At 60.5% G+C, this 21,424-nt stretch carries 12 protein-coding genes and 1 riboswitch; of the genes, 7 read left to right on the forward strand and 5 right to left on the reverse strand.

Annotation, left to right across the window (positions count from 1 at the left end):
* The first annotated feature begins 327 nt into the window (after positions 1-327).
* Positions 328-2,223: a beta-galactosidase family protein gene (locus tag HB393_RS10430; RefSeq protein WP_255550968.1), complete on the forward strand. Its 1,896-nt coding sequence runs from the start codon at positions 328-330 to the stop codon at positions 2,221-2,223.
* A 108-nt stretch (positions 2,224-2,331) separates the two neighbouring features.
* Here the strand turns inward: HB393_RS10430 and HB393_RS10435 are convergent, their stop codons facing one another.
* From HB393_RS10435 to HB393_RS10445, 3 genes are all read right to left on the reverse strand, one after another.
* Positions 2,332-4,956 (reverse strand): glycoside hydrolase family 3 C-terminal domain-containing protein, encoded by a 2,625-nt coding sequence (locus tag HB393_RS10435; protein WP_255550969.1) that lies wholly within the window; start codon positions 4,954-4,956, stop codon positions 2,332-2,334.
* 24 nt (positions 4,957-4,980) lie between these two features.
* Entirely contained in the window at positions 4,981-7,560 is a 2,580-nt protein-coding gene (locus tag HB393_RS10440) for a glycoside hydrolase family 2 protein (protein WP_213805099.1), read from the reverse strand.
* A gap of 70 nt (positions 7,561-7,630) precedes the next feature.
* A complete protein-coding gene (locus HB393_RS10445; RefSeq protein WP_213805100.1) occupies positions 7,631-8,998 on the reverse strand; it encodes an alpha-L-fucosidase in 1,368 nt (455 codons plus the stop codon).
* A 211-nt stretch (positions 8,999-9,209) separates the two neighbouring features.
* Between HB393_RS10445 and HB393_RS10450 the strand changes: the two genes are divergently transcribed.
* Positions 9,210-9,995, forward strand: a complete 786-nt coding sequence (locus HB393_RS10450) for a DeoR/GlpR family DNA-binding transcription regulator (protein ID WP_213805101.1) — start codon at positions 9,210-9,212, stop codon at positions 9,993-9,995.
* Positions 9,996-10,018: 23 nt separating this feature from the next.
* On the opposite strand, the gene HB393_RS10455 is transcribed toward HB393_RS10450, so the two are convergent.
* Together HB393_RS10455 and HB393_RS10460 are read right to left on the reverse strand one after the other, a co-directional pair.
* On the reverse strand, positions 10,019-12,220 hold the full coding sequence (locus HB393_RS10455) for a glycoside hydrolase family 20 zincin-like fold domain-containing protein (protein ID WP_345945130.1): 2,202 nt from the start codon (positions 12,218-12,220) through the stop codon (positions 10,019-10,021).
* Positions 12,221-12,233: 13 nt separating this feature from the next.
* Positions 12,234-12,908 carry a histidine phosphatase family protein gene (locus HB393_RS10460; RefSeq protein ID WP_345945132.1) on the reverse strand — a complete coding sequence of 225 codons (675 nt, stop codon included), beginning with the start codon at positions 12,906-12,908 and terminating at the stop codon, positions 12,234-12,236.
* 33 nt (positions 12,909-12,941) lie between these two features.
* Between HB393_RS10460 and HB393_RS10465 the strand changes: the two genes are divergently transcribed.
* From HB393_RS10465 to HB393_RS10485, 5 genes are all read left to right on the forward strand, one after another.
* Complete coding sequence (locus HB393_RS10465; protein ID WP_213805103.1) at positions 12,942-13,160, forward strand: CbtB domain-containing protein; 219 nt, start codon at positions 12,942-12,944, stop codon at positions 13,158-13,160.
* A 28-nt stretch (positions 13,161-13,188) separates the two neighbouring features.
* Positions 13,189-13,917 (forward strand): CbtA family protein, encoded by a 729-nt coding sequence (locus HB393_RS10470; protein WP_213805104.1) that lies wholly within the window; start codon positions 13,189-13,191, stop codon positions 13,915-13,917.
* Positions 13,918-13,979: 62 nt separating this feature from the next.
* Positions 13,980-14,753, forward strand: a complete 774-nt coding sequence (locus HB393_RS10475; RefSeq protein ID WP_213805105.1) for an SDR family oxidoreductase — start codon at positions 13,980-13,982, stop codon at positions 14,751-14,753.
* An 85-nt stretch (positions 14,754-14,838) separates the two neighbouring features.
* A riboswitch (cobalamin riboswitch) is annotated at positions 14,839-15,031 on the forward strand.
* A 244-nt stretch (positions 15,032-15,275) separates the two neighbouring features.
* Positions 15,276-19,637, forward strand: a complete 4,362-nt coding sequence (cobN, locus tag HB393_RS10480; RefSeq protein ID WP_213805106.1) for a cobaltochelatase subunit CobN — start codon at positions 15,276-15,278, stop codon at positions 19,635-19,637.
* Positions 19,637-21,331 carry an ATP-binding protein gene (locus tag HB393_RS10485; RefSeq protein ID WP_213805107.1) on the forward strand — a complete coding sequence of 565 codons (1,695 nt, stop codon included), beginning with the start codon at positions 19,637-19,639 and terminating at the stop codon, positions 21,329-21,331. The genes cobN and HB393_RS10485 overlap by 1 nt, the downstream gene beginning before the upstream one ends.
* Positions 21,332-21,424 lie beyond the last annotated feature (93 nt).

Consider the following 21,424-nt stretch of genomic DNA (forward strand, 5'->3'; position numbering starts at 1 on the left):
GAGAAGGACCTCACAATTCGCTGCGGATTCCGAAACAAGGCGGATGGCAAATTTTCTCTATAAAATGATCATATGTCAATCAGTCAGTCAATTTACTGATAGCGTAAGCGGTGATGCAACCAAATCGTCCTGTCAGTCGTCTCCGCTTTACCACCCAAAACGTTCGTGCAGAATGAGTGAGGGACATCTGGAATGAGAGTTTTATAACGCGACGTAGAAGAGCGAGAAGACGGTTCGTGAACTCCTCGGGCCAGATACCGGGGATGGACACCTTTACGAAGGCTTTGGTTGTCTCTCTGCAGCAAAAAAAAAGATACGGGAGAAAAGATGAATCGGGCGCAGAGAGATGGCGGTCGTGGGATGCGGCGTTTGGTAGTGGCCGGGGCAGCGTTGTGGATGGCTGGACTGTTGAATCCATCGGCTGGGGCGCAGGAGAAGCAGGCGGCAACAGCGCCGCCGTTGCAGGTGGTGGGGGATAGATTCCTGCTTCGGGGTAAACCGTTTCAGATTCTCTCCGGTGAGCTCGAATACGCCAGAATCCCACGAGCCGATTGGAAGGATCGCCTGCGGAAAGTACACGCGATGGGCTTGAACACGATCACCATCTACGTCTTCTGGAACCTCCACGAGCCGCGCCCCGGCGTCTATGACTTCTCTGGGCAAAAGGATGTGGCCGAGTTCATTCGCGAGGCTGCAGCCGAGGGGCTGTACGTCGTCCTGCGACCCGGCCCCTACGTCTGTGCCGAGTGGGATCTAGGCGGATATCCGGCATGGTTGTTGAAAGACCACAGCATGGTGCTGCGGAGTTCGCAGGCGAACTTCCTCGATCCTGCTCGTCGATGGATGAAGCGTCTGGGGCAAGAACTTGCACCACTGCAGGCCAGCAACGGAGGGCCGATTCTGGCGGTGCAGGTAGAGAACGAATATGGCTCGTTCACCGTGCCGGACGACGGTGGCGTCTACTTGAGACACATCCACCAGATCCTGCTCGACTCCGGCTTCACTGGATCGCTGCTCTACACTGCGGATGGCGGTGATGTGATGGCCAAGGGCACCCTGCCGGGCGTCTTTGCAGCCGTCGACTACGGAACCGGCGACGCGCAACGCTCGCTCGATCTGCTGAAGCGTTTCCGGCCGGACACGCCGGTCTATGCCGCCGAGTACTGGGACGGATGGTTCGATCACTGGGGAGAGAAGCATCAGGTGACGGACGCGGCGAAGCAGGAAGCAGAGATCCGTGGCGTCATCGAAAAGGGCTACTCGATCAATCTATACGTGATCCATGGAGGGACCACCTTCGGTTGGATGAACGGCGCCAACTCGGACCACGATGGCTACCAGCCGGACGTCAGCAGCTACGACTACGACGCGCCGATCGATGAGTCCGGAAGGCCGAGGCCGAAGTACTTCGCACTCCGCGACATGATCCAGCAGGTCACCCACCAGACCCCGATTGCGGTACCCGACTCGCCACCGATGATGGCGTTGCCGGAACTGCGGCTGAGCGAGACACGTTCTTTGTGGGCAGGTCTACCTAAGCCGATTCACTCCGAGACGCCACTTTCCATGGAGGACGTCGACCAGGCCTACGGCTACATTCTCTATCGCACGACAGTGCCGAAGGGAAGCCAGGGAGATTTGTTACTGCACGTAGATGGCCTCCACAGCTACGCCCGCGTCTATGTCAACGGAACTCTGTCTGGTGTCATGGACAGGCGCCTGGCAACGAATGAGTTGAAGCTCTCAGTGCATGGCGGCGAGCGGCTGGATCTCCTGGTAGAGAACTCCGGACGCATCAACTTTACGACGAAGCTTCTCGGAGAGAGGGCCGGTATTCTAGGCGATGTCCACCTGGGAAGCGACGTACTGCATGGATGGGACATCGTCCCACTCCCGATCCCACAGGCCCCGACAGCCGGCTACAAGAAAGCAGCGTGTGCGGGCCCGTGTTTCTACCAGGGCGATCTACAGGTAAGTGCGCCGGCTGATACCTATCTGAACACCGAGCGGCTCGGCAAAGGCGTCGTATGGGTGAACGGACATCTCCTAGGCAGATTCTGGAACATCGGCCCATCGGGCAGCCTGTTTCTTCCCGGCGCATGGCTGCAGGCAGGAAAGAACCGGATCACCGTACTGGATCTAAACGGTGGACCGGAGAAGCTGCTCAAGCCCGAAGATTACCAGACCTATGTTGAGCCAAGGCAAGAGAGGACGAGTGACTAGGGCGATTCTCCCGTAGGCGTACCGGGGAGACTTCGAATCGGTGGCCGTTTTTCATCTAAGAAAAACGGCACTTCTCTCCTTCCATTCCACTGCAATAGGAGAATGGCTCTAGAAGTCCATCGCTCTCTCACCCGTGATCTGGAATGCGATGCCTTTATCGTGCTCCAGATCCGGCTGTGTGCTACCTAGAAACAGGCGGTAGTCGCCAGCCCGCACAGCACGCTTGCCAGTCGGATCGACAAAGCTCATCTGCGCCGGGGACAACGTAAACGTAATCGCACGAGACTCGCCCGCCATCAGTTGCACGCGTTCGATCCCCTCCAGCGCGAGCCTTGGATTGCCGTCGGCCCGAGGCGGCGCCACATAGAGCTCCGCGACCTCCATACCGCTCACCTTGCTCGTATTGCGTAAAGTCACTGTCGCTGTAAGCGCCTCTCCCGCGGCGAGCGTGTTCTTCGAAAGCCGCACCGTACCGTAGTCGAACTTGGCATAGCTCAAGCCAAAGCCGAACGGATAGAAAACCGGCCCATCGAAATACCGATACGTCCGATGCTCCATGCTGTAGTCCGAGAATGAAGGCAGATCCTCCGCGGATCGATAGAACGTAACCGGCAGCCGTCCTGAAGGATTCGCCCTTCCTGCCAGCAGATGCGCGATCGCACGTCCGCCCTCCTCACCCGGATACCACGCCTCCAGCACAGCCGCAGCCTTATCTTGCTCCGGTCCTAGCGCTACGGCGGAGCCAGAGGTCAACACCACCACCATCGGCTTATGCAGTTCTTGCAAGCGATTCAACAGCGCCCTCTGACTCGCTGGCAGACCCAGACTCACACGGTCGCCACCAGCAAACCCATCCAGGTGAATACCCAGTGCCTCGCCCTCAAGATCAGGCGAGAGACCGACAAACGCAACCACCACATCCGAGCGCTGCGCCGCTGCAACCGCCTCTTCGAGCAATGCCTCTGTCGGTGGCTCCCACTCCAACGCGACGCCCTCATCCTGCCCCGTGTGCAAGTACTCCAAACGAATCACATGAGGCGCGGTATCGCCGAAGTGTAGCGTCACGCGATCCAGCTCGCCCTTTGCACCGCTCTTATTATCGAGAGCCAGCTTGTCATCGACGAAGAGACGAAACGCATCATGCGTCGTACAGTCCCAGCACCGCTCCACATTTACACGAAGCACATAGTCGCCCGCCGCTATCGGAACCAGGTAGGCACTCCAACGAGCGGCATAGTGAGTGGGCGATACCTCAGCCACAGGACCAACGCGGTCAAGATCCAGATCTACTTTGGAGACTGTCTTCGTCACCACAGCCTTGCCTGAGAAAGAAGCCTCCGCGAAGTACTCCGCAGTCAGTCCTGCCTTCGCATCGGAACCACTACCCACACGCAACGCCGTCTCCGGTATCGGCGCGGACACACCTGTCGCAAGCAGGCTTCCCTGCGCATAGCGAACCGTCTTGAACTCCTCACGGATGCCCTCCAGCGGAGTCACCGGATGCGAAGCCGTGCCATGATAGTTCGCCTCCAACACCTTCACCATATTCGCGGTCGGCCCAATCACCGCGACGCTCTGGCTTGCGGCCTTCAGCGGCAACGTCCCATCGTTCCGCAGCAACACCGCAGACTCCTCCGCCGCCCGCAGCGCGAGCCTGCGATGCTCCGGCGTATCGTTGTCCTTCTCTGAGATGCGGTCATAGGGCGAGCATCCACTGGCATCCATCATGCCCAGCCGCACCCGCGCCAACAGCAGACGATGCAGCGACCGGTTGATCGTCGCCTCCGTCACCAGCTTTTGATCGAACGACTGCTGCAACGCGTCATAGGTCTTGCCGCAGTCCAGATCGACGCCTGCATTCAGCGCATCCGCCGCTCCATGCGCATGGTCCTTTGTGTAGTGCTGATACGAGGTAATGTTCCCCACGGCATCGCAGTCCGAGACCACATAGCCGCGAAATCCCCAAAGCCCCCGCACCCTCTCTGCAAGAAAGCCATCGTTCGCGCAGGAGGGCGTTCCGTTGATCGCGTTGTAAGAGCACATCAGAGCCGCAGCTCCGGCCTTCCTCGTCACCGCATGAAATGCTGGCAGATACGTATCCGAAAGATCATGGGCGGAGACCTTAGAGTTGAATCCATCCCGTCCTTCCTCCGGCCCACTATGTGCCGCGAAGTGCTTCGGTGTGGCATCCGCCTTCAGATAAAAGGGATCTTTCCCCTGAATCCCCTCAACGAACTGCGTCCCCAACGTCGCCGTCAGAAATGGATCTTCCCCATATGTCTCCTGCCCACGCCCCCAACGCGGATCGCGAAAGATGTTGATGTTCGGCGACCAGATCGTCAGCCCTCCATACCTAGGAGAGTCCGCTTTGGCATGTGCATTGAACTTCGCTCGCGCCTCGGTGGAGACAGTATCCCCCACCTCATGCAGCAGCGCGGCATCCCACGTCGCTGCCAGCCCGATGGCTTGCGGAAACACCGTCGCATACCCATTCCGCGCCGATCCATGCAGCCCTTCGTTCCACCAGTTGTACCCCTGTATGCCGAGCCTTGGTATCGCCGGTGCCTGATCCTGCAACTGCGCGATCCTCTCCGGCAGAGTCATCTGCGCGATCAACGTGTCGATCCGGCGATCGATCTCCTCTTGGGTCTGCCGGTTGGAGCAGCTACTCTGCGCCATCCCAGTCACACTCGCCAACACCAACGAAGCCAAACTCAAACAGATCCCGCGCATACTCATCTCCAGATCCCACCATCTTTACTTCGCAGCATCCACAAGCGAACGCAGCTCCAGCGAAGCCTTCACCTGTTCCAGCGAAGCCTTACTCGCTACATGAATCTCTCGGCTCTCATTTGGGAGCAGATCGAAGTAGTTATCCTCCGGCTTAGCCTCCACGCTGCCGAACCCCAACGCAACCGCCCGCGCCAACACAGGGGAACGCAGCTCTACCACGTATCCCGTCTTATCCACACGAACCTGCTGCACGATCTTGGCCTCAGGCAGAAACAAATCCTTCGACCGCGCAAAGTAGACAGTGTTCGTAGCGATTACTTTTCCATCCTGCTCCAGCGTCAACACCGCGACCGTCTGCTTTGCATCGAAGCTCTTCAGGTGGATAGGTTCAACAGCCGTACTGGCCAGAGCCGCGACCTGCACGCTCTGCCTCGACTCCTGCTGCAACGTTCCATCGAAGCCCAGCAGGCGCAAATGCAGCTCCGCCCGCCGTGGTTGCAGCTCATCGGAAACTACATGCACCGTAAACTGATTCTCCTTAGCCTCGGCCGCAACCAGCACTGGCGCGTAGAACCGAGCCGCATAGTAGTGCAGCGCCTTCCACCGGCCAAAGTAGTCGAGCGAAGACCACGACGCCACCGGCCAGCAATCATCGAGCTGCCAATATAGTGTGCCCATCGTCTCCGGACGCAGGGTGCGCATATGCTCCACGCCAAACTTGATCGCCTCCGCTTGCATCACCTGGCTCAGATAGACGAACGAAGCGAAGTCTCGTGCCGGTTTGAACTCATCCTTCAGGTACTGCTGCATCCGGTCGAAGCCATGGATAAACCGCTCATGATTCAAAAGCGCCGGCGAAGTCAGATCCTCATTCGAGCCTGCGAATGCTCGCACGGTCCGCAGGTCGGGCATCGACTGGAAGCCAAACTCCGACAGAAACCTGGGCGCATTCGTAGCATATTCAGTTACAGGTGCGCCCGCGCTCCATACCTTCCACGAGTGCATATCGCCGTTCTCTTGCCCCGCTGGCACATCATCGAAGTTCGACCCCGGCGAGCTCGGCCAGTAGGGAACACCGTTTCCGTACGTCGCCACCGTACTCTTCAAGATGTCCCGGAACATCACGACATAGTCCTGCCACACTCGCTCGCGTTGCTCCGGCGTGACGCTCTTCTGGAAGGCGATCTGGTCGCCCCAGCCATGCCACGCGGTCTCGACCTCGTTGTTACCGCACCACAGCGTAAGGCTCGGATGATCGCTCAACCGCTGCACCTGTTCAACGCTCTCTGCCCGAACGTTATCTTGAAACGCCTTGTCCCCCGGCACCATCGCACCGCCGAACATAAAGTCGTGCCACACCATCAACCCAAGTTCGTCGCATAGATCGTAGAACTCGTCGGTCTCATAGAATCCACCACCCCAAATGCGCAGCATGTTCATGTGAACATCGCGTGCCGCCGTCAGAATCTCTCTTCGCTTTGCATCCGTCGTATTGGACGGAAAGCTATCGAGCGGGACAAAGTTCGCTCCCTTCGCAAACACCGGAATGCCGTTGATGATGAAGGTAAAGCTAGTCCCCCACTTATCCGGCACGCGCTGCAGCTCTACCGACCGCACCCCCGTCTTCAACTGCGACTGCGCAATGACCTTGCCGTTCCGCACCAGCTCTGCCTTCATCGTGTAACGACTCTGTTTGCCGTATCCATTGGGAAACCACCGCTCCGGATGCTCGATCCGCATCGGCAGCATCAGGTGATTTTCGCCCTTATCTAGCTGCACCGGTGTGATCCGCACCGGCAACGCGACACCTTCAGGATTCGTCACCCGCACCTGCAACGACGCTGCGCCCGCGACATCTGCTTGCACCGTAAGGTTTGCCTCCAGTACAGCGCGCTCTTCATTCACCGAGTCTTGCCGAACATGAAAGCTCGCCACCCGCGCCGCATCCCAGCCCTCTAACCGCACAGGTCGCCAGATCCCCTGGGTGACGAACTTCGGTCCCCAGTCCCACCCGTAGTTATAAGGAGCCTTGCGCATGTAATGGCTCACCGGATAGATACCCTTCGCGCGATCCAACTGTTCGTATCCAGTCCCCGGAATCACATACGGTAGCTTCGCAACCATCGGCGTAATACGATTCGTCGGCGAATGAAACACAATCCGCAACGTATTCTTGCCTGCGTGCAAAGAATGCTTCACATCCAGACGCCAGCTCCGAAACATATTGTCCGCGGAGAGCAGGGAAGTGCCATTCAACGAAACATCTGCAAACGTATCCAACCCATCGAAGACCATCTCGACGTGCCCATGCCGAACCATCGCCTCGCTGACGTTGAACTCGTCCGTATACTCCCAGTCCGTCAGTCCGATCCATTGCAACTGCTTCTCGTTATCGCCGAAGAATGGATCGGGAATCACGCCGGCGCGATACAGATCTGTCTGCACCACGCCCGGTACGGTGGCCGAATGCCACTGCATGGCGTCGGCGTGATCAGGGGCGGCGATCGCTCGAAACCGCCACCCCTCATCCAGCGAGACCTGCATCACCTGCGCCGACGCCGTCACTGCGCCTACACAAGCCATCAACGCACCGGCTGTAGTCAAAACAAGACCACGCCAACCGAAACCACACCAGGCAGACCTATTGCTATGCATTGAAAGCCCTTCAGGAGTTCTACTTCGTTTGCCCATCCAGAGAGAACACCTGGAACTCTCGAATACGAGCCTCACCTGCGCTCGTCATGATATTCAATCGAATCCGCTGTGCTGTCACTGGCGCAAATTGATCGATCTTTTTATGCCCAATCGCGTAGCTCGAGACCAGTGGCTTCCACTGTCCTCCCTGCCAAGCCTCAATCCGATACTGCAGCACCTGCTGCCCCTCGGTGAGCCACTCCATCGTCAATGCATGGTCGAACGTGATGGGCGTAGGCATATCCACCACCAGGGTCGCGCTGTGCGATCCTGCAGGCGCACTCCAGAAGGTATCCGGATCTCCATCCAGCGCACGCGAGACATTCTCATCCGTCCTCACATGTTCCTTCAGCAAGTTATTGCCATACCGTTGACGCAGCGCAGCGCCCAACTCCCGCAGCCGCTTCGCGTCCGAGTCAGGCAGCAAGCCACGATTATCCGGCGCCACGCCCAGCATCCACTGCCCTCCATGGCCCACAGAGTTCTCATAGCTGTCCAGCAGTTCATCCACCGTCTTCAACGACGCCTCATCATTCGGATGCCAGAACCAATGCAGCTTGCGAAGCGGGGTATCCACCTCGACCGGACGCCAACGAATGTAACCATGCCGGTCGATCACATTCCAGTTCTGATACTCGATCTTCCCCGTCTCGTCTCCAGCCCACCGGGCATCGCCGTACTCAAACAAGGCAGTATCGGCAAACACAATCGTGTTGGGTTGGTACGTCCGCAGCGTCTCGATGATCTTCGGAAAGTTATAGGTGCGCCCGGTGCTTCCCGCGCCATCCAGCCAGAACTCCACCAGATCCCCATAGTGCGTCGCCAACTCTTCCAGCTCCGCGTTGTAATACTTGTCATAGGCCACAGGATCTTTGTATCGAGGATCATGCCGGTCCCAAGGCGACAAATACACGCCGAACTTCAGTCCATTCGCTCGTGCAGCCTTCGCAACTTCACCCACCACATCGCCCTTGCCGTCCTTCCACGGACTCTGCTTGATGCTGTAGTCCGTCTGCCCCGTCGGCCACAGGCAGAAGCCGTCGTGGTGCTTCGCCACCATCACCACATACTTCGCTCCGGACGCCTTGATAGCCTTCATCCACTGATCCGGATCGAACTGCGTCGGATTGAAGACCTGCGGGCTGGCCGTTCCGTCACCCCACTCGCGATCCAGAAACGTATTCGTATCGAAGTGGAGGATCACCCCAAACTCCAGATCCTGCCACTCCGTCTGCTGGGGGGACGGCTTAATATCGACCGCATTCTGCGCCAGCGCAGCCCCATTGAGCGTGAGCGCCGCAACGCCCAGCAATCCACTCAAAAATCTCCCGTTCCAACCTCGCCTCATCTTCGATTCCTCTCCAACCATCCATATACCGTTGTTAATGCCAAAAATCCAACGACGTACGTTACGTACAGACGGGGAAATCCTCGACCGTGACGGCGCTCTTCGTTCTCATTTGGGAAAACTGCTCATTTGAAGCCTATTTGATCATAATTATTTCCGTTTACAGAATTTTTTCGGAGATTTAGCTCATTCCTGGGCTAGACTGGCCCAAATGTCAAACAAGATTGAGGCACGCGCCGACAGAATCATGAAGGCTCTCCTTCGTGCGGGAGATATCTCCGTTCAGGAACTGGTCGACCAGGTTGGAACCTCCTCCCCAAGCATCCGTCGCGACCTCGCGCGCCTTGAGCAGCGCGGTCTCGTCCTCCGCACCCATGGCGGAGCGACCCTCGTAGAGCCTCTGCTCTACGAGCCCTTCCGCCACGACACCTCCTTTCAGACCCGCCAGCTCCGCTCCGCCGACGAGAAGCGCCGCATCGGTCTCGCCGCCGGCGAGCTCATCGCGGAAAAAGAGACCATCGGCATCACCGCCGGAACCACAACCACGCAGATCGGTCGTTCCCTGCGCCACCGTCGCGGCATCACCGTCATCACCAACGCCATGAACATCGGCATGGAGCTGTGCAATCAACCCGCCATCAAAACCATGCTCACCGGAGGAACCATCGCCTGGGCCTGGGCCTTCGCGCTCGCAGGACAAGCGACCCTCAACTTCCTCAAAGACGTCTACCTCGACAAAGCCTTCATCGGAGTCACCGGCTTCGACCTCGAGCGCGGCGTCACCACCCTCGAGCCTGAAGAGGCCACCGTCTCGCTCACCATGCTGCACCAGGCAAAGCAAGTCATCGTTGTCGCGGACTCCACAAAGATCGGTCAGGTCAGCACCGCGCTCATCTGCCCCGTCTCCTCCGTGCATATTCTCGTCACCGACACCCGCCTCCCCAAGGACACGCACCAAGCCATCCTCGACCGTGGCATCCAGGTCATCCTCGCCTGAACGCCACGGCAGCTTGAACATCCTTACTGCTTCAGCGGAGCCGGAGGAAGCCCGATCCTGGCCGCAGGCGGCAGCGTCTTCGTGCTCTGCCACTCGTCGATCAGTGTATTCACCTCGTCCCCTCTTCTCTGCCACTGTTGAATCTGAAGGTCGTAGCGAACCAGAACGTTGTCCAGCCAATAGGGCCTGTTCTCCGCCAGCCAGCTCTCGCGATACAGACCCTTCAGCATCGAGTAGCCATCCCGCAGATCCTGGCACCGGCCGTTCATGCTGCTGATCGAATACAGCAGCTCTCTGGTCTCCGTCTCGTGCCTCTTATCGTTCTTCAGCGCGGAGGCCTTGGCATACGCCCGGCTCATCTCATCGGACAACTGAAACTTCATTCCGATAAAGTCGATCCTGCGTGCGCCCAGCTCCATCGCCTGTAACGCAGCAACCTCGTGCAACGAAGAATCCGTAGCGCGAACGGTCTCGATCAGCTCGATGGCATTCTCCGCATGCAGCCGGGCGGCAGGAATCTTCTCTCGCATCTTCGCCGCCTTCATCTGCCCCGCCTTGCTCCACGGATCCAGCCAGAACGCATCGTCGGAGACATCGATCAGCTCCTCCGCCATCATTAACTCCCGCTGCGCCTCATCGATCTGCCCCGTCCTGTCGCCATAGAAGGTGCGCCCAAACGCAGCCTGGTAAGCCGTGCCATCGCTCCTCCCGGACTGCCACCCGGCGGCTGCCCCAAAGAGCACTCCAAACCAATCCTGGTTGAACAGCCCTTCGCCGTCATCGTTCCAGACCGTATTCAGCACTCCCGTACTTCCCAGCCGCTGACCCGCCTCCACAAACCCGGAGATGTTATCCAGCGCCGCCTTCCCCAGCGGATACACAACCTTCCAGTTCGCATCCCCTGGAGCGACCCACGTCTCGATCCCAGCGTTCTTGAACGGCAGAATATCTTTGTCGTAGCTGTCCTTGTGCCAGTAGATCCAGGGAATCGCAATCATGTCCTTCGGCAGATGTTCCACCGCTGAAGGATCGCTCTCCGCCACATCCCCCCAGAACAGCAGCCTCCGATGCAACGGAGAGAGCGTCTCGTGGATCGTCGTCAAAAAGTCCGCGTACACCGGACCCAGCCCGCGCTTGTCTACCTCGGCCTTCGTCCTGCCAGTTCCCAGTTCGAAGGTCTCGTCAGCGCCCACATGCAGAAAGGGACCAGGAAAGTCCTCGGCGATCTGGCTGAACCAGCTTTGGATCAGTTGCTGCGATCCCGGCTGCCCCGGAGCGATCACATGCCCATGAGGCGTCTCCGCCAGGTTCGAATACTTCTCATACTTCAGCATGTGGTGCAGATGCCCAAAGGCCTCCTGCTCCGGAACCACCATCACATGTAGGCTCCGCCCAAACGCTGCCAGCTCCTGCGCCTCCGCCCTCGTCAACGAGCTCCCCGGAGGCGCGGCCAGTGGATCGCTGGAGTACTGCAACGTGTGCTCGAAGTAGGGCGAATACAAGTTCACCTTGTACGCAGCCAGCACTTCGAGCTGATGCTTCTGAAACGCCAGTGTAGGAAACGGTCCCCGCGAAAGATCGTCGTCGACGCCGCGATACTTCATCGCCGGCCAGTCCCGTATCGTCCCCGTCCAGATCCTCTTCGTACTTCCGCCATCGTCGATCAACTGCTTCAGCGTCTGCGCCCCGTAAAAGACACCTGCGGCCGTACCTCCAATGATCGCGACCGTGCCGTTCCGTGAGACCAGCACATACCCCTCGTCCTGCATCCCCTCTTCAAAGGAGAGCTTCTCCTCTTTCAGAAGCTTCTGCGCCTGCGTGGAGTCCTCGCGTAAGAGCACCACCCGCAGGTCCGCCGCTCCAACCGCAGGCGACACGGCAATACCTTCCTCCGCCATCGCTCTGCTCAGGTTCTGAGCCGCGAAAAAATCCTCGGCATCTCCACCCGGCACACTCACCGACACCGAGCTCACGCCCATCATTCCCGCAGCGTGCATCTCTCGAGGCTGCGGCGTTAGCGTGAGCTCAGGCGCCTTCCCAAGCGCCACCCCCACGGAAAATAGGCAGAAAGACGATAACCCAAGGCAGAATTTGACATGAGTCGAGACAGTCGTACAGCGACGAATTTCAGCGCACATAATTTTTATCGGGTCCTTGAAATGATCATTTGACGTAGTATTGATCATTCCCAAAGTCATAATACAGCCATAATGCTCGCATCCCATGGAGGGCTGCGACTTAAGTCAACGGCAGACCCACGGAACGCAACGTCCAGAACCTGCCGTTGAAGCGAAGATCCGTAACGGTAAGCGGTGCGATATCGACCTTCCAAAACGCCTCTGGCGGAGCGCCCAGCGCATGAACCAGCGCAGCCCGAATCACAGCAGGATGAGTAATAGCCAGCATATGATCGCCACCTTGCTGATCCTCCAGCCAACGCCCGGCGCGTTCGATCAGTTGCACAATCGACTCGCCGCCATGCGGGACCGCGGCGACATCGGTTAGCCAAGCCATCAAACCCTCAGGATCAGAAGTCTGCAACTCCTCCAACTGCTGGCCACGCCATGCGCCGTAGTCGCAGTCGCGCAGATCCGAACTCGGAACCGCAACAAGCCCCAGCGCGACGGCGGTCTGGCAAGCACGCCGCTCAGGTCCACAAAGGATCTGCTGCGCACGAGGCGCGATCCAACGCATCGCGGCGATCTTCTCGACCTCCGTCGATTCAAGCGCGTCGTCCAAAGGAAACGCTACGACGCGCTGCGCCGAAGTCGCAGCATGGCTGAGGAAGGTGATGCGCGCAGGTGGAGAGTATGCTTCCATCGTTTTACCGGGAGGCGGATCGTTTATCCCCTCCGTCTTGACAGGGTAGCCGACCTTCACTAGGCTGAAAAAAGTTGTGAGTTCGATCGACACTCGATCAAGAGCGCCAACCCAGGAGGCTTCATCATGGCACAAACCGCCATCGGATCGATCGATCAACCCACCCTAGTCCCTGTCATCCCCATGCGGGAGCTATTGCCTTGGGCGCTCTTCGGTGGGTTGCTGATGCTCCTTGCGATCTACTTCGTCGGCGCGGAACAGGGTGCAACCTCGCTCCTCCATGGCCGTACCGTCCATGAGTTCGTGCACGACGGTCGGCATCTCCTCGGCTTCCCCTGCCACTAATCCCGTCTTCCCGTAGGACGTCTCTTCCATGACTCGAACGTTGTTGCTCCGCGGCATGCTGGTGGGCATCGTCGCGGGATTGCTGGTCTTCCTCTGTGCCCGTATCACCGGCGAACCCGAGGTAGACCGCGCCATCGCCGTTGAAGCCGCCATCGATCACGCACAAGGCGAGCCCCCAGAGCCGGAGATGGTCAGCCGCAGAATTCAAAAGACCGCCGGACTGCTCACCGGCGTCATCGTCTACGGCGCGGCGATGGGCGGAATCTTCGGCCTCGTCTTTGCCTTCGCCTACGGCCGCATCGGCCTGACGCGCCCCCGCGAGCTCGCCGTCTTTCTGGCGGCTGCCGGATTCATCGCCATCGCGCTCGTTCCCAGCCTCAAATACCCCGCCAGCCCGCCCTCGGTAGGGAAGCCCGAGACCATCGGGCTTCGCACCGCAGCATATTTCCTCATGATGGCCTTCTCAATAGCCGCCATGAGCCTCTCCGTTCAAGCCGGCCGCCGATGGAGTCGACGCTTCGGTTCCTGGAACGGCTCCCTGCTCGCCGCCGGCATGTTTCTGGTTGTCATCGGAATCGTCGCCCATCTGCTACCGGTCATCGACGAGACTCCCGCGGCATTCCCCGCCGAGCTGCTGTGGAGATTCCGCCTCGCCGCCTGGGAGATGCAGGCCGTCCTATGGACCACCCTTGGCCTTCTCTTCGGAGCCCTCACAGAACGAGATCGGCAACTTCCACAGCCTCAGAACCAGTTGTAGCCAATGAACCTCAATCTTTGCGCCCCTGGGGAACAACTCGCGAAAGCTTCTAAAATAACGCGATGGATCGGTACCAAAACGGAAGACTAAAAAACAAATGCGCTCTTCTGATCGGAGCAACCAGCGGAATCGGCCAAACCTGTGCCGAGATGTTCGCTCAGCAAGGAGCTCGCGTCGTCGTAGCGGGCCGCCGAATCGCTGAAGGCGAAGCAGTAGCACAGAGCATAGTCGCCGCAGGTGGCGATGCAGCGTTTCAGGTATGCGATGTAACCGAACCAGAATCGGTGGAGGAGGCCGTCCGCCAGACGGTCGGCCGCCTGGGACAGCTTGATATCCTGCTCAACAACGCAGGCGGCTCGGGCAAAGCGGACGGCCCAGTGACCACAGCCTCCCTCGACGAGTTCTGGAACAAGATGCGAGTCGATCACTTTGGCACGTTCCTCACCCTTCGCTTTGCGATCCCGGAGATGGTCAAATCCGGAGGCGGATCGGTGATCAACATGGTTTCCATGGCGGGCTTCGGAAATCTGACGGGCGGGCGCTCGGCCTACGCCTCGTCGAAGGCCGCCGTCATGAATCTCACTCGAAGCACAGCGCACGCCTTCGCCAAGGATCGAGTCCGGGTCAATGCCATCGCGCCCGCGACGGTCGGCACCGACCGAATCAAGAAGATGATGGCGGACCGACCGGACGTCAAGGTCGCCCTTGCAACGCAGCAGTTCGGTCTGATCGAGCCTGAGGACGTCGCCTACGCGGCGCTCTTCTTAGCGTCCGACGAGTCCCGCATGATCACTGGCCACATCCTTCCCATCGATGCAGGCTCATTCGCCGATTGAGCAGGACCAATGGCGTTTCTATGACGCACACTGCATTTGCTGGGACACCATGCACAAGCGGCGCTCAGAAAAGGGCTCTCGTGCTTTAATGAAGTAGACCCAGGGTGCCCAGCGTGGGCTTAAAAGGGAAGTCCGGAGCGATACCGGCGCGGTCCCGCCACTGTAAACAAAGAAAAGCCGCTTGCAAGTCCACTCAGGAACCTCTGGGGAAGGAGAGCGGTCCGGTAGAAAGATACCGTCTTTGAGCCAGGAGACCTGCCGGGGTTCAAACTGCAATTTCTGCGGAGAACAGAAACCTTGCGTCTCATTCCTGATTCCCTCGAAGAGAGTTCACGTCCCCGCCTGACCCACCGGTCTGCGCGGAGCCATCCCCTGCACCCCCCAGTCTCGCGGACGGTCCGGTCTCTATGGCCCTGACCTATAGCGATTCAGCGGCTGCTCTGCTCCCTTTCATCGGGAGCCCGGTAGACCGCATTAGGTCCATGCCATCCGTCACCGAACTCCTTCGGAGGAAATAGAACCATGTCGACCTCATATCGCCAGCGCGTGATTCGCGCCGATGGCCGGACACTCAATATCGTGCAGCACCGTGCACACCTCTCCTACTGCTTCACCGGCTGCTGCTGTGGACGAACCGATCGCGGATACGCGGCGGTGCCCGTCGACGTCTACAAAGAAGAGTGGACCAAGCGCAAGATCCGCAACGCAGTTCATCTCACCAAGGGCGGCTGCCTCGGACCCTGTGTTCTGGCCAACGTCGCAAGCTTGGTCTTCGATGGCAAGTCGGTCTGGTTTCACTCCGTCAACAGCCCCTGGCAGGTCCGCCAGATCTTCGACTACATCGACTCCATGTTGCAAGCCGACAGATTCTTAAAGCCGCCCGCCGAGCTGACCGAGTTCGTCTTCAACTACTACGACTGGGACGTTCGACTTCCGATACTGACAGACGAGCCCGCAGAAGCAAAGGCCCCGCAACTCGACGGCCGCATCATGCTCATGTCGCACGCCGACACCGATGTCCTCACCCTCATGAAGGCCCGCGAGCTTCTTCCAGCCGAGTTGAAGGTAGGCGCCTACTCCCTCAACTCACTCCACAGCGAAGACCAGATGGACGTCCTGCTCGCCGGAGATCTCGGCAGCGCACGCGTCATCGTGCTACGCGTTCACGGTCCGTTGAGCTGCGTCCCCGGCTTCGATAAGCTGCGCGCGACCTGCCTCGAACGCGGACAATCCCTGGTCCTCGTCAGCGGAACCGGCGAGCTCACCCCCGAGTTCTCCCAGACCGTCCACGTCCCCGCAGACGTAATGGAGACCGCCGCCAATTATCTGGCGCTAGGCGGCATCAACAACTACCTTGAGCTCTTTCGTTTTTTGTCCGACCGCCTCCTCCTAACCGGCTTCGGCTACGCCCCTCCAGACGCCATGTCCGAGCACGGAATCTACCTTCCCGACATGGACATCGCGACCCTCGAAGATTGGCAACGGCAAGCGGATGCAACCAAGCCCACCGTCGCGGTCCTCTTCTACCGCGCCCACCGCATGAGCGGCAATACCGGCTTCATCGACGTGATCGCCCAAGCCCTGCAAGCCCAAGGCGCGAACGCCCTCTGCATCTTCACCTCCAGCCTCAAATCAAAGGAAGCGGGCCGCCCCGCCGCATTCCAATGGATCGAAGGCCGCGCTGACGTCCTGATCTCCACCCTCTCCTTCGCCCTCGGCGAGATCAACACCGGCGACGTCACCGAGGCCGGCGAGGCCGTCGCATCGCTCGAACGCCTCGGCATTCCAGTCGTCCAAGCCATCGCCAGCACCATGCCTCGCGGAGCCTGGGAAGGATCACGTCGCGGCCTCAACGCCATCGACACCGCCGTCAACGTCGCCATCCCCGAGTTCGACGGACGCATCGTCTCCGTGCCCGTCTCCTTCAAAGAGCGCGGCGACGCCGGCTCCGAGAGCCTCTACATCGCCCACGAAGAACGCGCCGAGCGAGCCGCTGGAATCGCCGTCCGCCTCGCAAAGCTCCGCCACACCCCCAACCCGGAGCGCCGCGTCGCCTTCGTCCTCACCAACTCCGCGGCCAAGGCCTCGCAGGTCGGAGGAGCCGTAGGACTCGACTCCCCAGCCAGCCTACTCACCACCCTCCACGCCTTAAAGAGCAGACGCTACACCATCGGCACCGTCCCGCAGACCTCCGATGAGCTGATGCAGGATCTCCTCTCCCGTGGCAGCTACGACGACCGCTATCCCCTCGACCCCGCACAGGCCCTCCGCTTCTCTCGCACGGCCTACCGCAAGCTCTTCACTGCCTTTCCAGAGAGCGCAAAGCGCAAGATGGAAGACTTCTGGGGACAGCCCCAGGATCGCGGCTCCAGCCTTCGCCCGGTAAAACCCAAGACCGACAAGAAGCTCCTGGGTAGCCTCGCCGGAAAGATCGCAGCCTTCGACGGCGAGCCCTGGAGCGACGACCACGACTACCACTTCGCCGCCATGACTTTCGGCAACGCCCTCATCGCCCTACAGCCGCCACGCGGGTACGGCATCGACCCCGACGCCATCTACCACACCCCCGACCTTCCCCCCACCCACCATTACGCCGCCTTCTATCGCTGGCTCGGAACTCCGCAATCCGAAGGCGGATGGGGCGCGGACGCCATCGTCCACATGGGCAAACACGGCACCCTCGAATGGCTGCCGGGCAAGGGAATCGGCCTCTCCTCCGAGTGCTTCCCGGACCTGCTCTTGCAGGATATGCCTCTGATCTACCCCTTCATCATCAACGACCCCGGTGAAGGCAGCCAGTCGAAACGCCGCGCCCACGCCGTCATCGTCGACCACCTCACCCCACCCATGACCTCCGCCGAGACCTACGGCTCCCTCGCGGAACTCAACCAACTGGTCAACGAGTACTACGCCGTAGAAAAACTCGACCCCACCAAGCTCCCCTACCTCCAGCAACAGATCTGGGACCTGGTGCAAAAGGCAAACCTCCAGTCCGACCTCGACCTCAAGAGCATGCTCTCCCGCGATCACGGCGACCACACCCACGAGTGGGACGACGAGCTCACCCCCGAGGGCGTTCCCACCACGCTCGCCGAGATGAGTGGCAGCGACGTAGCCCACCTCATCGAAAACCTAGACGGCTACCTCTGCGAACTCGGCATGGCTCAGATCCGCGACGGTCTCCACATCCTCGGCCAGATGCCTCCACTGCCGGAGATGCTTCGCTCCCTCACCCGCCTCTCCAACGCCGGAGCCGCAAGCCTCCAAACCACTCTCGCCACCGCCTTCGGCTTCGACCTGGCGGCGCTCCTAGAAAAGCCCGGCGAACGCCTCCCCGCCAGCTGCCTCGTCCTCACGCAGACCTGCCACACCCACGCCGACGTCCTCGAAATCCTCGACCGCGCCGCCCTCGATCTCTACACCATGCTCGAGAGCCTCGGCTTCCGCCCCGATACCATCGCCGACGTGCAGCGATCCATCCTCGGCCTCCAATCCGAAGAGGTCGGCAAGGTCCTCGCCTTCGCCTGCACCGAGCTGGTGCCGAAGCTCGAACAGTCCGGCGACGAGATCGAGCACCTCCTCGACGCGCTGGAAGGGAAGTACATCCCCGCCGGACCCGCCGGAGCCCCCACTCGAGGCATGGCCCACATCCTTCCCACCGGACGAAACTTCTACGCCGTCGATCCCCGCGCCCTCCCTTCGCAAGCCGCCTGGCGCGTAGGCCAGCAGTTAGCCCGCGAAGCCATCGAACGCTTCCGCAAAGAAGAGAACACCTACCCCGAGATGATGGGCCTCAGCGTCTGGGGCACCTCCCAGATGCGCACCCACGGCGACGACATCGCCGAAGCCCTCGCCCTCCTCGGCGTCGAGCCCACTTGGAACCCCCAGTCCCGCCGCCTCGAAGGTGTAGCCCTCGTCCCCCTCGAAAAACTAGCCCGACCGCGCATCGACGTAACCCTGCGCATCAGCGGCTTCTTCCGCGACGCCTTCCCCCACCTCATCGACCTCTTCGATCAAGCAGTCTCTCTCGTCATAGAGCAAGACGAGCCGCTTGAACAAAACTTCCCCCGCAAACACTACCTCGCCGACCTCGAAAAAAACAAAGACCTCCCCGCCGAAGAAGCCGAAGCTCAGGCCCGCTACCGCATGTTCGGCTCGAAACCCGGAGCCTACGGCGCAGGCATCTTGCCTTTGATCGAAACCGGCAACTGGGAGGGCGACGCCGACTTCGCCCGAGCCTTCCTGGAGTGGGGTGGCTACGCCTACGGCCGCGACGTCGACGGCATCGACGCCCGCCCCGTCTTCGCCGAGCGATTGAAGTCCGTTCAGGTCGCCCTCCATAATCAGGACAACCGCGAGCACGATATCTTCGACTCCGACGACTACTTCCAGTTTCACGGAGGCATGGTCGCCTCCATCCGTGCCCTCACCGGAGTACAGCCCAAAGCCTACTTCGGCGACAGCTCCCGCCCCGATACCGTTCAGGTCCGCGACCTCCGCGAAGAGGCCCTGCGCGTCTATCGCTCCCGCGTCATCAATCCCAAGTGGATCGAGAGCATCCAGCGCCACGGCTACAAAGGTGGCCTCGAGCTCGCTGCCACCGTCGACTACATCTTCGGCTTCGACGCCACCGCCCAGATCGTCCCCGACTTCGTCTACGAAGGCCTAGCCGAGCACTACGCCCTCTCCCAGCAGATGCGCGACTTCCTCAACTCCTCCAACCCCTGGGCTCTGAACGCCATCGCCGAACGCCTCCTCGAAGCCGCCAACCGCGAGCTTTGGGAGAACCCCTCACCCGAGACCCTCGCCGCCCTCCGCGGCGTCCTCCTCGAAAGCGAAACCCTCCTCGAACAACAAGGCGAGCGCAAGCGGGAGACCGTCTAATGAAGCCTCCCCTCTACCCCTTCGCCGCCATCTTCGGCCAACAGGAGATGAAGCTGGCCCTCCTCCTCGCAGCCGTAGACTGGCGCGTCAGCGTCCTGCTGCGCGGCGACAAAGGTGCAGGCAAGACCACCGCCGCCCGCGGCCTCGCCGCGCTACTCCCCGAGCCCGCCCCCTTCATCAACCTCCCCATCGGAGCCACCGAAGACCGCCTCCTCGGTGGCCTCCACCTCGAGCGCGCCCTCAAGGGCGACCCCGCCCTCAAACCCGGCCTGCTCTCCGAAGCTCATCGCGGAGTCCTCTACGTCGACGAGGTCAACCTGCTCCCCGGCCACCTCGGCGACGCCTTGCTCGACGCCGCCGCCAGCGGAGTCAACGTAATTGAGCGCGAGGGCTTCAGCGCATCGCACCCCGCCGAGTTCGTCCTGCTCGGCAGCATGAACCCCGAAGAGGGCTCCCTCCGCCCCCAACTCCTCGACCGCTTCGCCCTGGCAGTAGACATCCAGGCGCCACTAGATCCAACCGACCGCCAAGCCCTCGTAGAACGAAGAATCGCCTTCGAACGCGACCCCCTCCACTTCGCCTCCGACTGGTCCGAGCACCAGCAGCACCTCCGCGAGCAGGTAGCCAACGCCCGAGCCCAACTCACCTCCATCACCTGCTCCAGCGAGATCCTCGCCCACATCAGCACCGCCGTCTGCGACAAGGGAGTACGCTCCCTGCGCGCCGACCTCTCCGCCGTCCGAGCCAGCATCGCCTACGCCGCGCTCTCCGGAGACACCGCAGTGGAGCCCCACCACGTAGCCACCATCCTCCCCTTAGTCCTCGCCCACCGCACCCGCCAGGGAGGACGCCCCCCAACTCCCCCACCCCGGCAACCCCCACCTCCACCGCCATCCGAAGCCCCAGGCCAGGAAGCAAACGAGAGCATGGAGCGAATCTTCACCCCCCGCCAGATCGAAGCCCCGCAACTACAAGCCCACTTCGAGGGCGAACCAGCAAGAGGAGTCAGCGCCCAAACCACCAACGGCAACCACGGCCCGGTCATCGGAGCCCGCCGCACCGAAACCCCCAACGAACTCGACCTCCGCGCCACCCTGAGCCACACGCTCCTTGCAAATGGCAACACCCAACCCCGCCTCTCCGACTTGCACGAGCGCATCCGCAAGCCCCGCACTGGCACGCGCTTCCTCTTCGTCATCGACTCCAGCGGCTCCCACGCAGCGCAGGAGCGCATGCGCCTCGTCAAAGGCGCGGCCACCAGCCTCCTCGATCGCTCCTTCAAGAATGGAGACGAAGTAGCCCTCATCGTCTTTCGCGGCCCCCTCGCTCAGGTCGTGCTGGAGCCTACCACCATCGTGCAGGACGCAAAGGCCGCCCTCGAATACCTCCCCACCGGCGGCAGAACCCCCTTGGCCCACGCCCTCGACCTCGCCCGCAACTACATCACGCCCTCCACGATCCTGGTACTCCTGACCGACGGACGCGCCAACGTCCCCTTGCACGGAGGAGACCCTTGGAAGGAAGCGCTGGACGTAGCACCCCAACTACGCGCCAACGGGCTCCTCATAGATACCGAAAACGACCTGCAGCGAGTAGGCCAGTCTCGCGCTCTGGCGGAAGCATTGGGAGTGACCTACATAGAACTGGCGAACCTATATGACAGCGACGTACTTACGTTGGCGCTCCAGCCGTAAAGATCCTTCCGTAGTTCACCTGTTCGCCCGCGGCCCCGTTGGGAATAGGCCCGGAACAGCCGTGTTTTATTCAGATAGTAAAACCAAAAATGG

This window comes from Granulicella sp. dw_53 (assembly GCF_018449545.1).
GTDB lineage: Bacteria > Acidobacteriota > Terriglobia > Terriglobales > Acidobacteriaceae > Edaphobacter.

Excerpts from the sequence above, each read along its gene's own strand:
- HB393_RS10470 (WP_213805104.1), top strand. The coding sequence starts at position 13,189 with ATGACTCGAACGTTGTTGCTCCGCGGCATGCTGGTGGGCATCGTCGCG.
- cobN (WP_213805106.1), top strand. The coding sequence starts at position 15,276 with ATGTCGACCTCATATCGCCAGCGCGTGATTCGCGCCGATGGCCGGACA.
- HB393_RS10430 (WP_255550968.1), top strand. The coding sequence starts at position 328 with ATGAATCGGGCGCAGAGAGATGGCGGTCGTGGGATGCGGCGTTTGGTA.
- HB393_RS10445 (WP_213805100.1), bottom strand. The coding sequence starts at position 8,998 with ATGAGGCGAGGTTGGAACGGGAGATTTTTGAGTGGATTGCTGGGCGTT.
- HB393_RS10485 (WP_213805107.1), top strand. The coding sequence starts at position 19,637 with ATGAAGCCTCCCCTCTACCCCTTCGCCGCCATCTTCGGCCAACAGGAG.
- HB393_RS10465 (WP_213805103.1), top strand. The coding sequence starts at position 12,942 with ATGGCACAAACCGCCATCGGATCGATCGATCAACCCACCCTAGTCCCT.
- HB393_RS10475 (WP_213805105.1), top strand. The coding sequence starts at position 13,980 with ATGGATCGGTACCAAAACGGAAGACTAAAAAACAAATGCGCTCTTCTG.
- HB393_RS10435 (WP_255550969.1), bottom strand. The coding sequence starts at position 4,956 with ATGCGCGGGATCTGTTTGAGTTTGGCTTCGTTGGTGTTGGCGAGTGTG.
- HB393_RS10455 (WP_345945130.1), bottom strand. The coding sequence starts at position 12,220 with ATGGGATGCGAGCATTATGGCTGTATTATGACTTTGGGAATGATCAAT.
- HB393_RS10450 (WP_213805101.1), top strand. The coding sequence starts at position 9,210 with ATGTCAAACAAGATTGAGGCACGCGCCGACAGAATCATGAAGGCTCTC.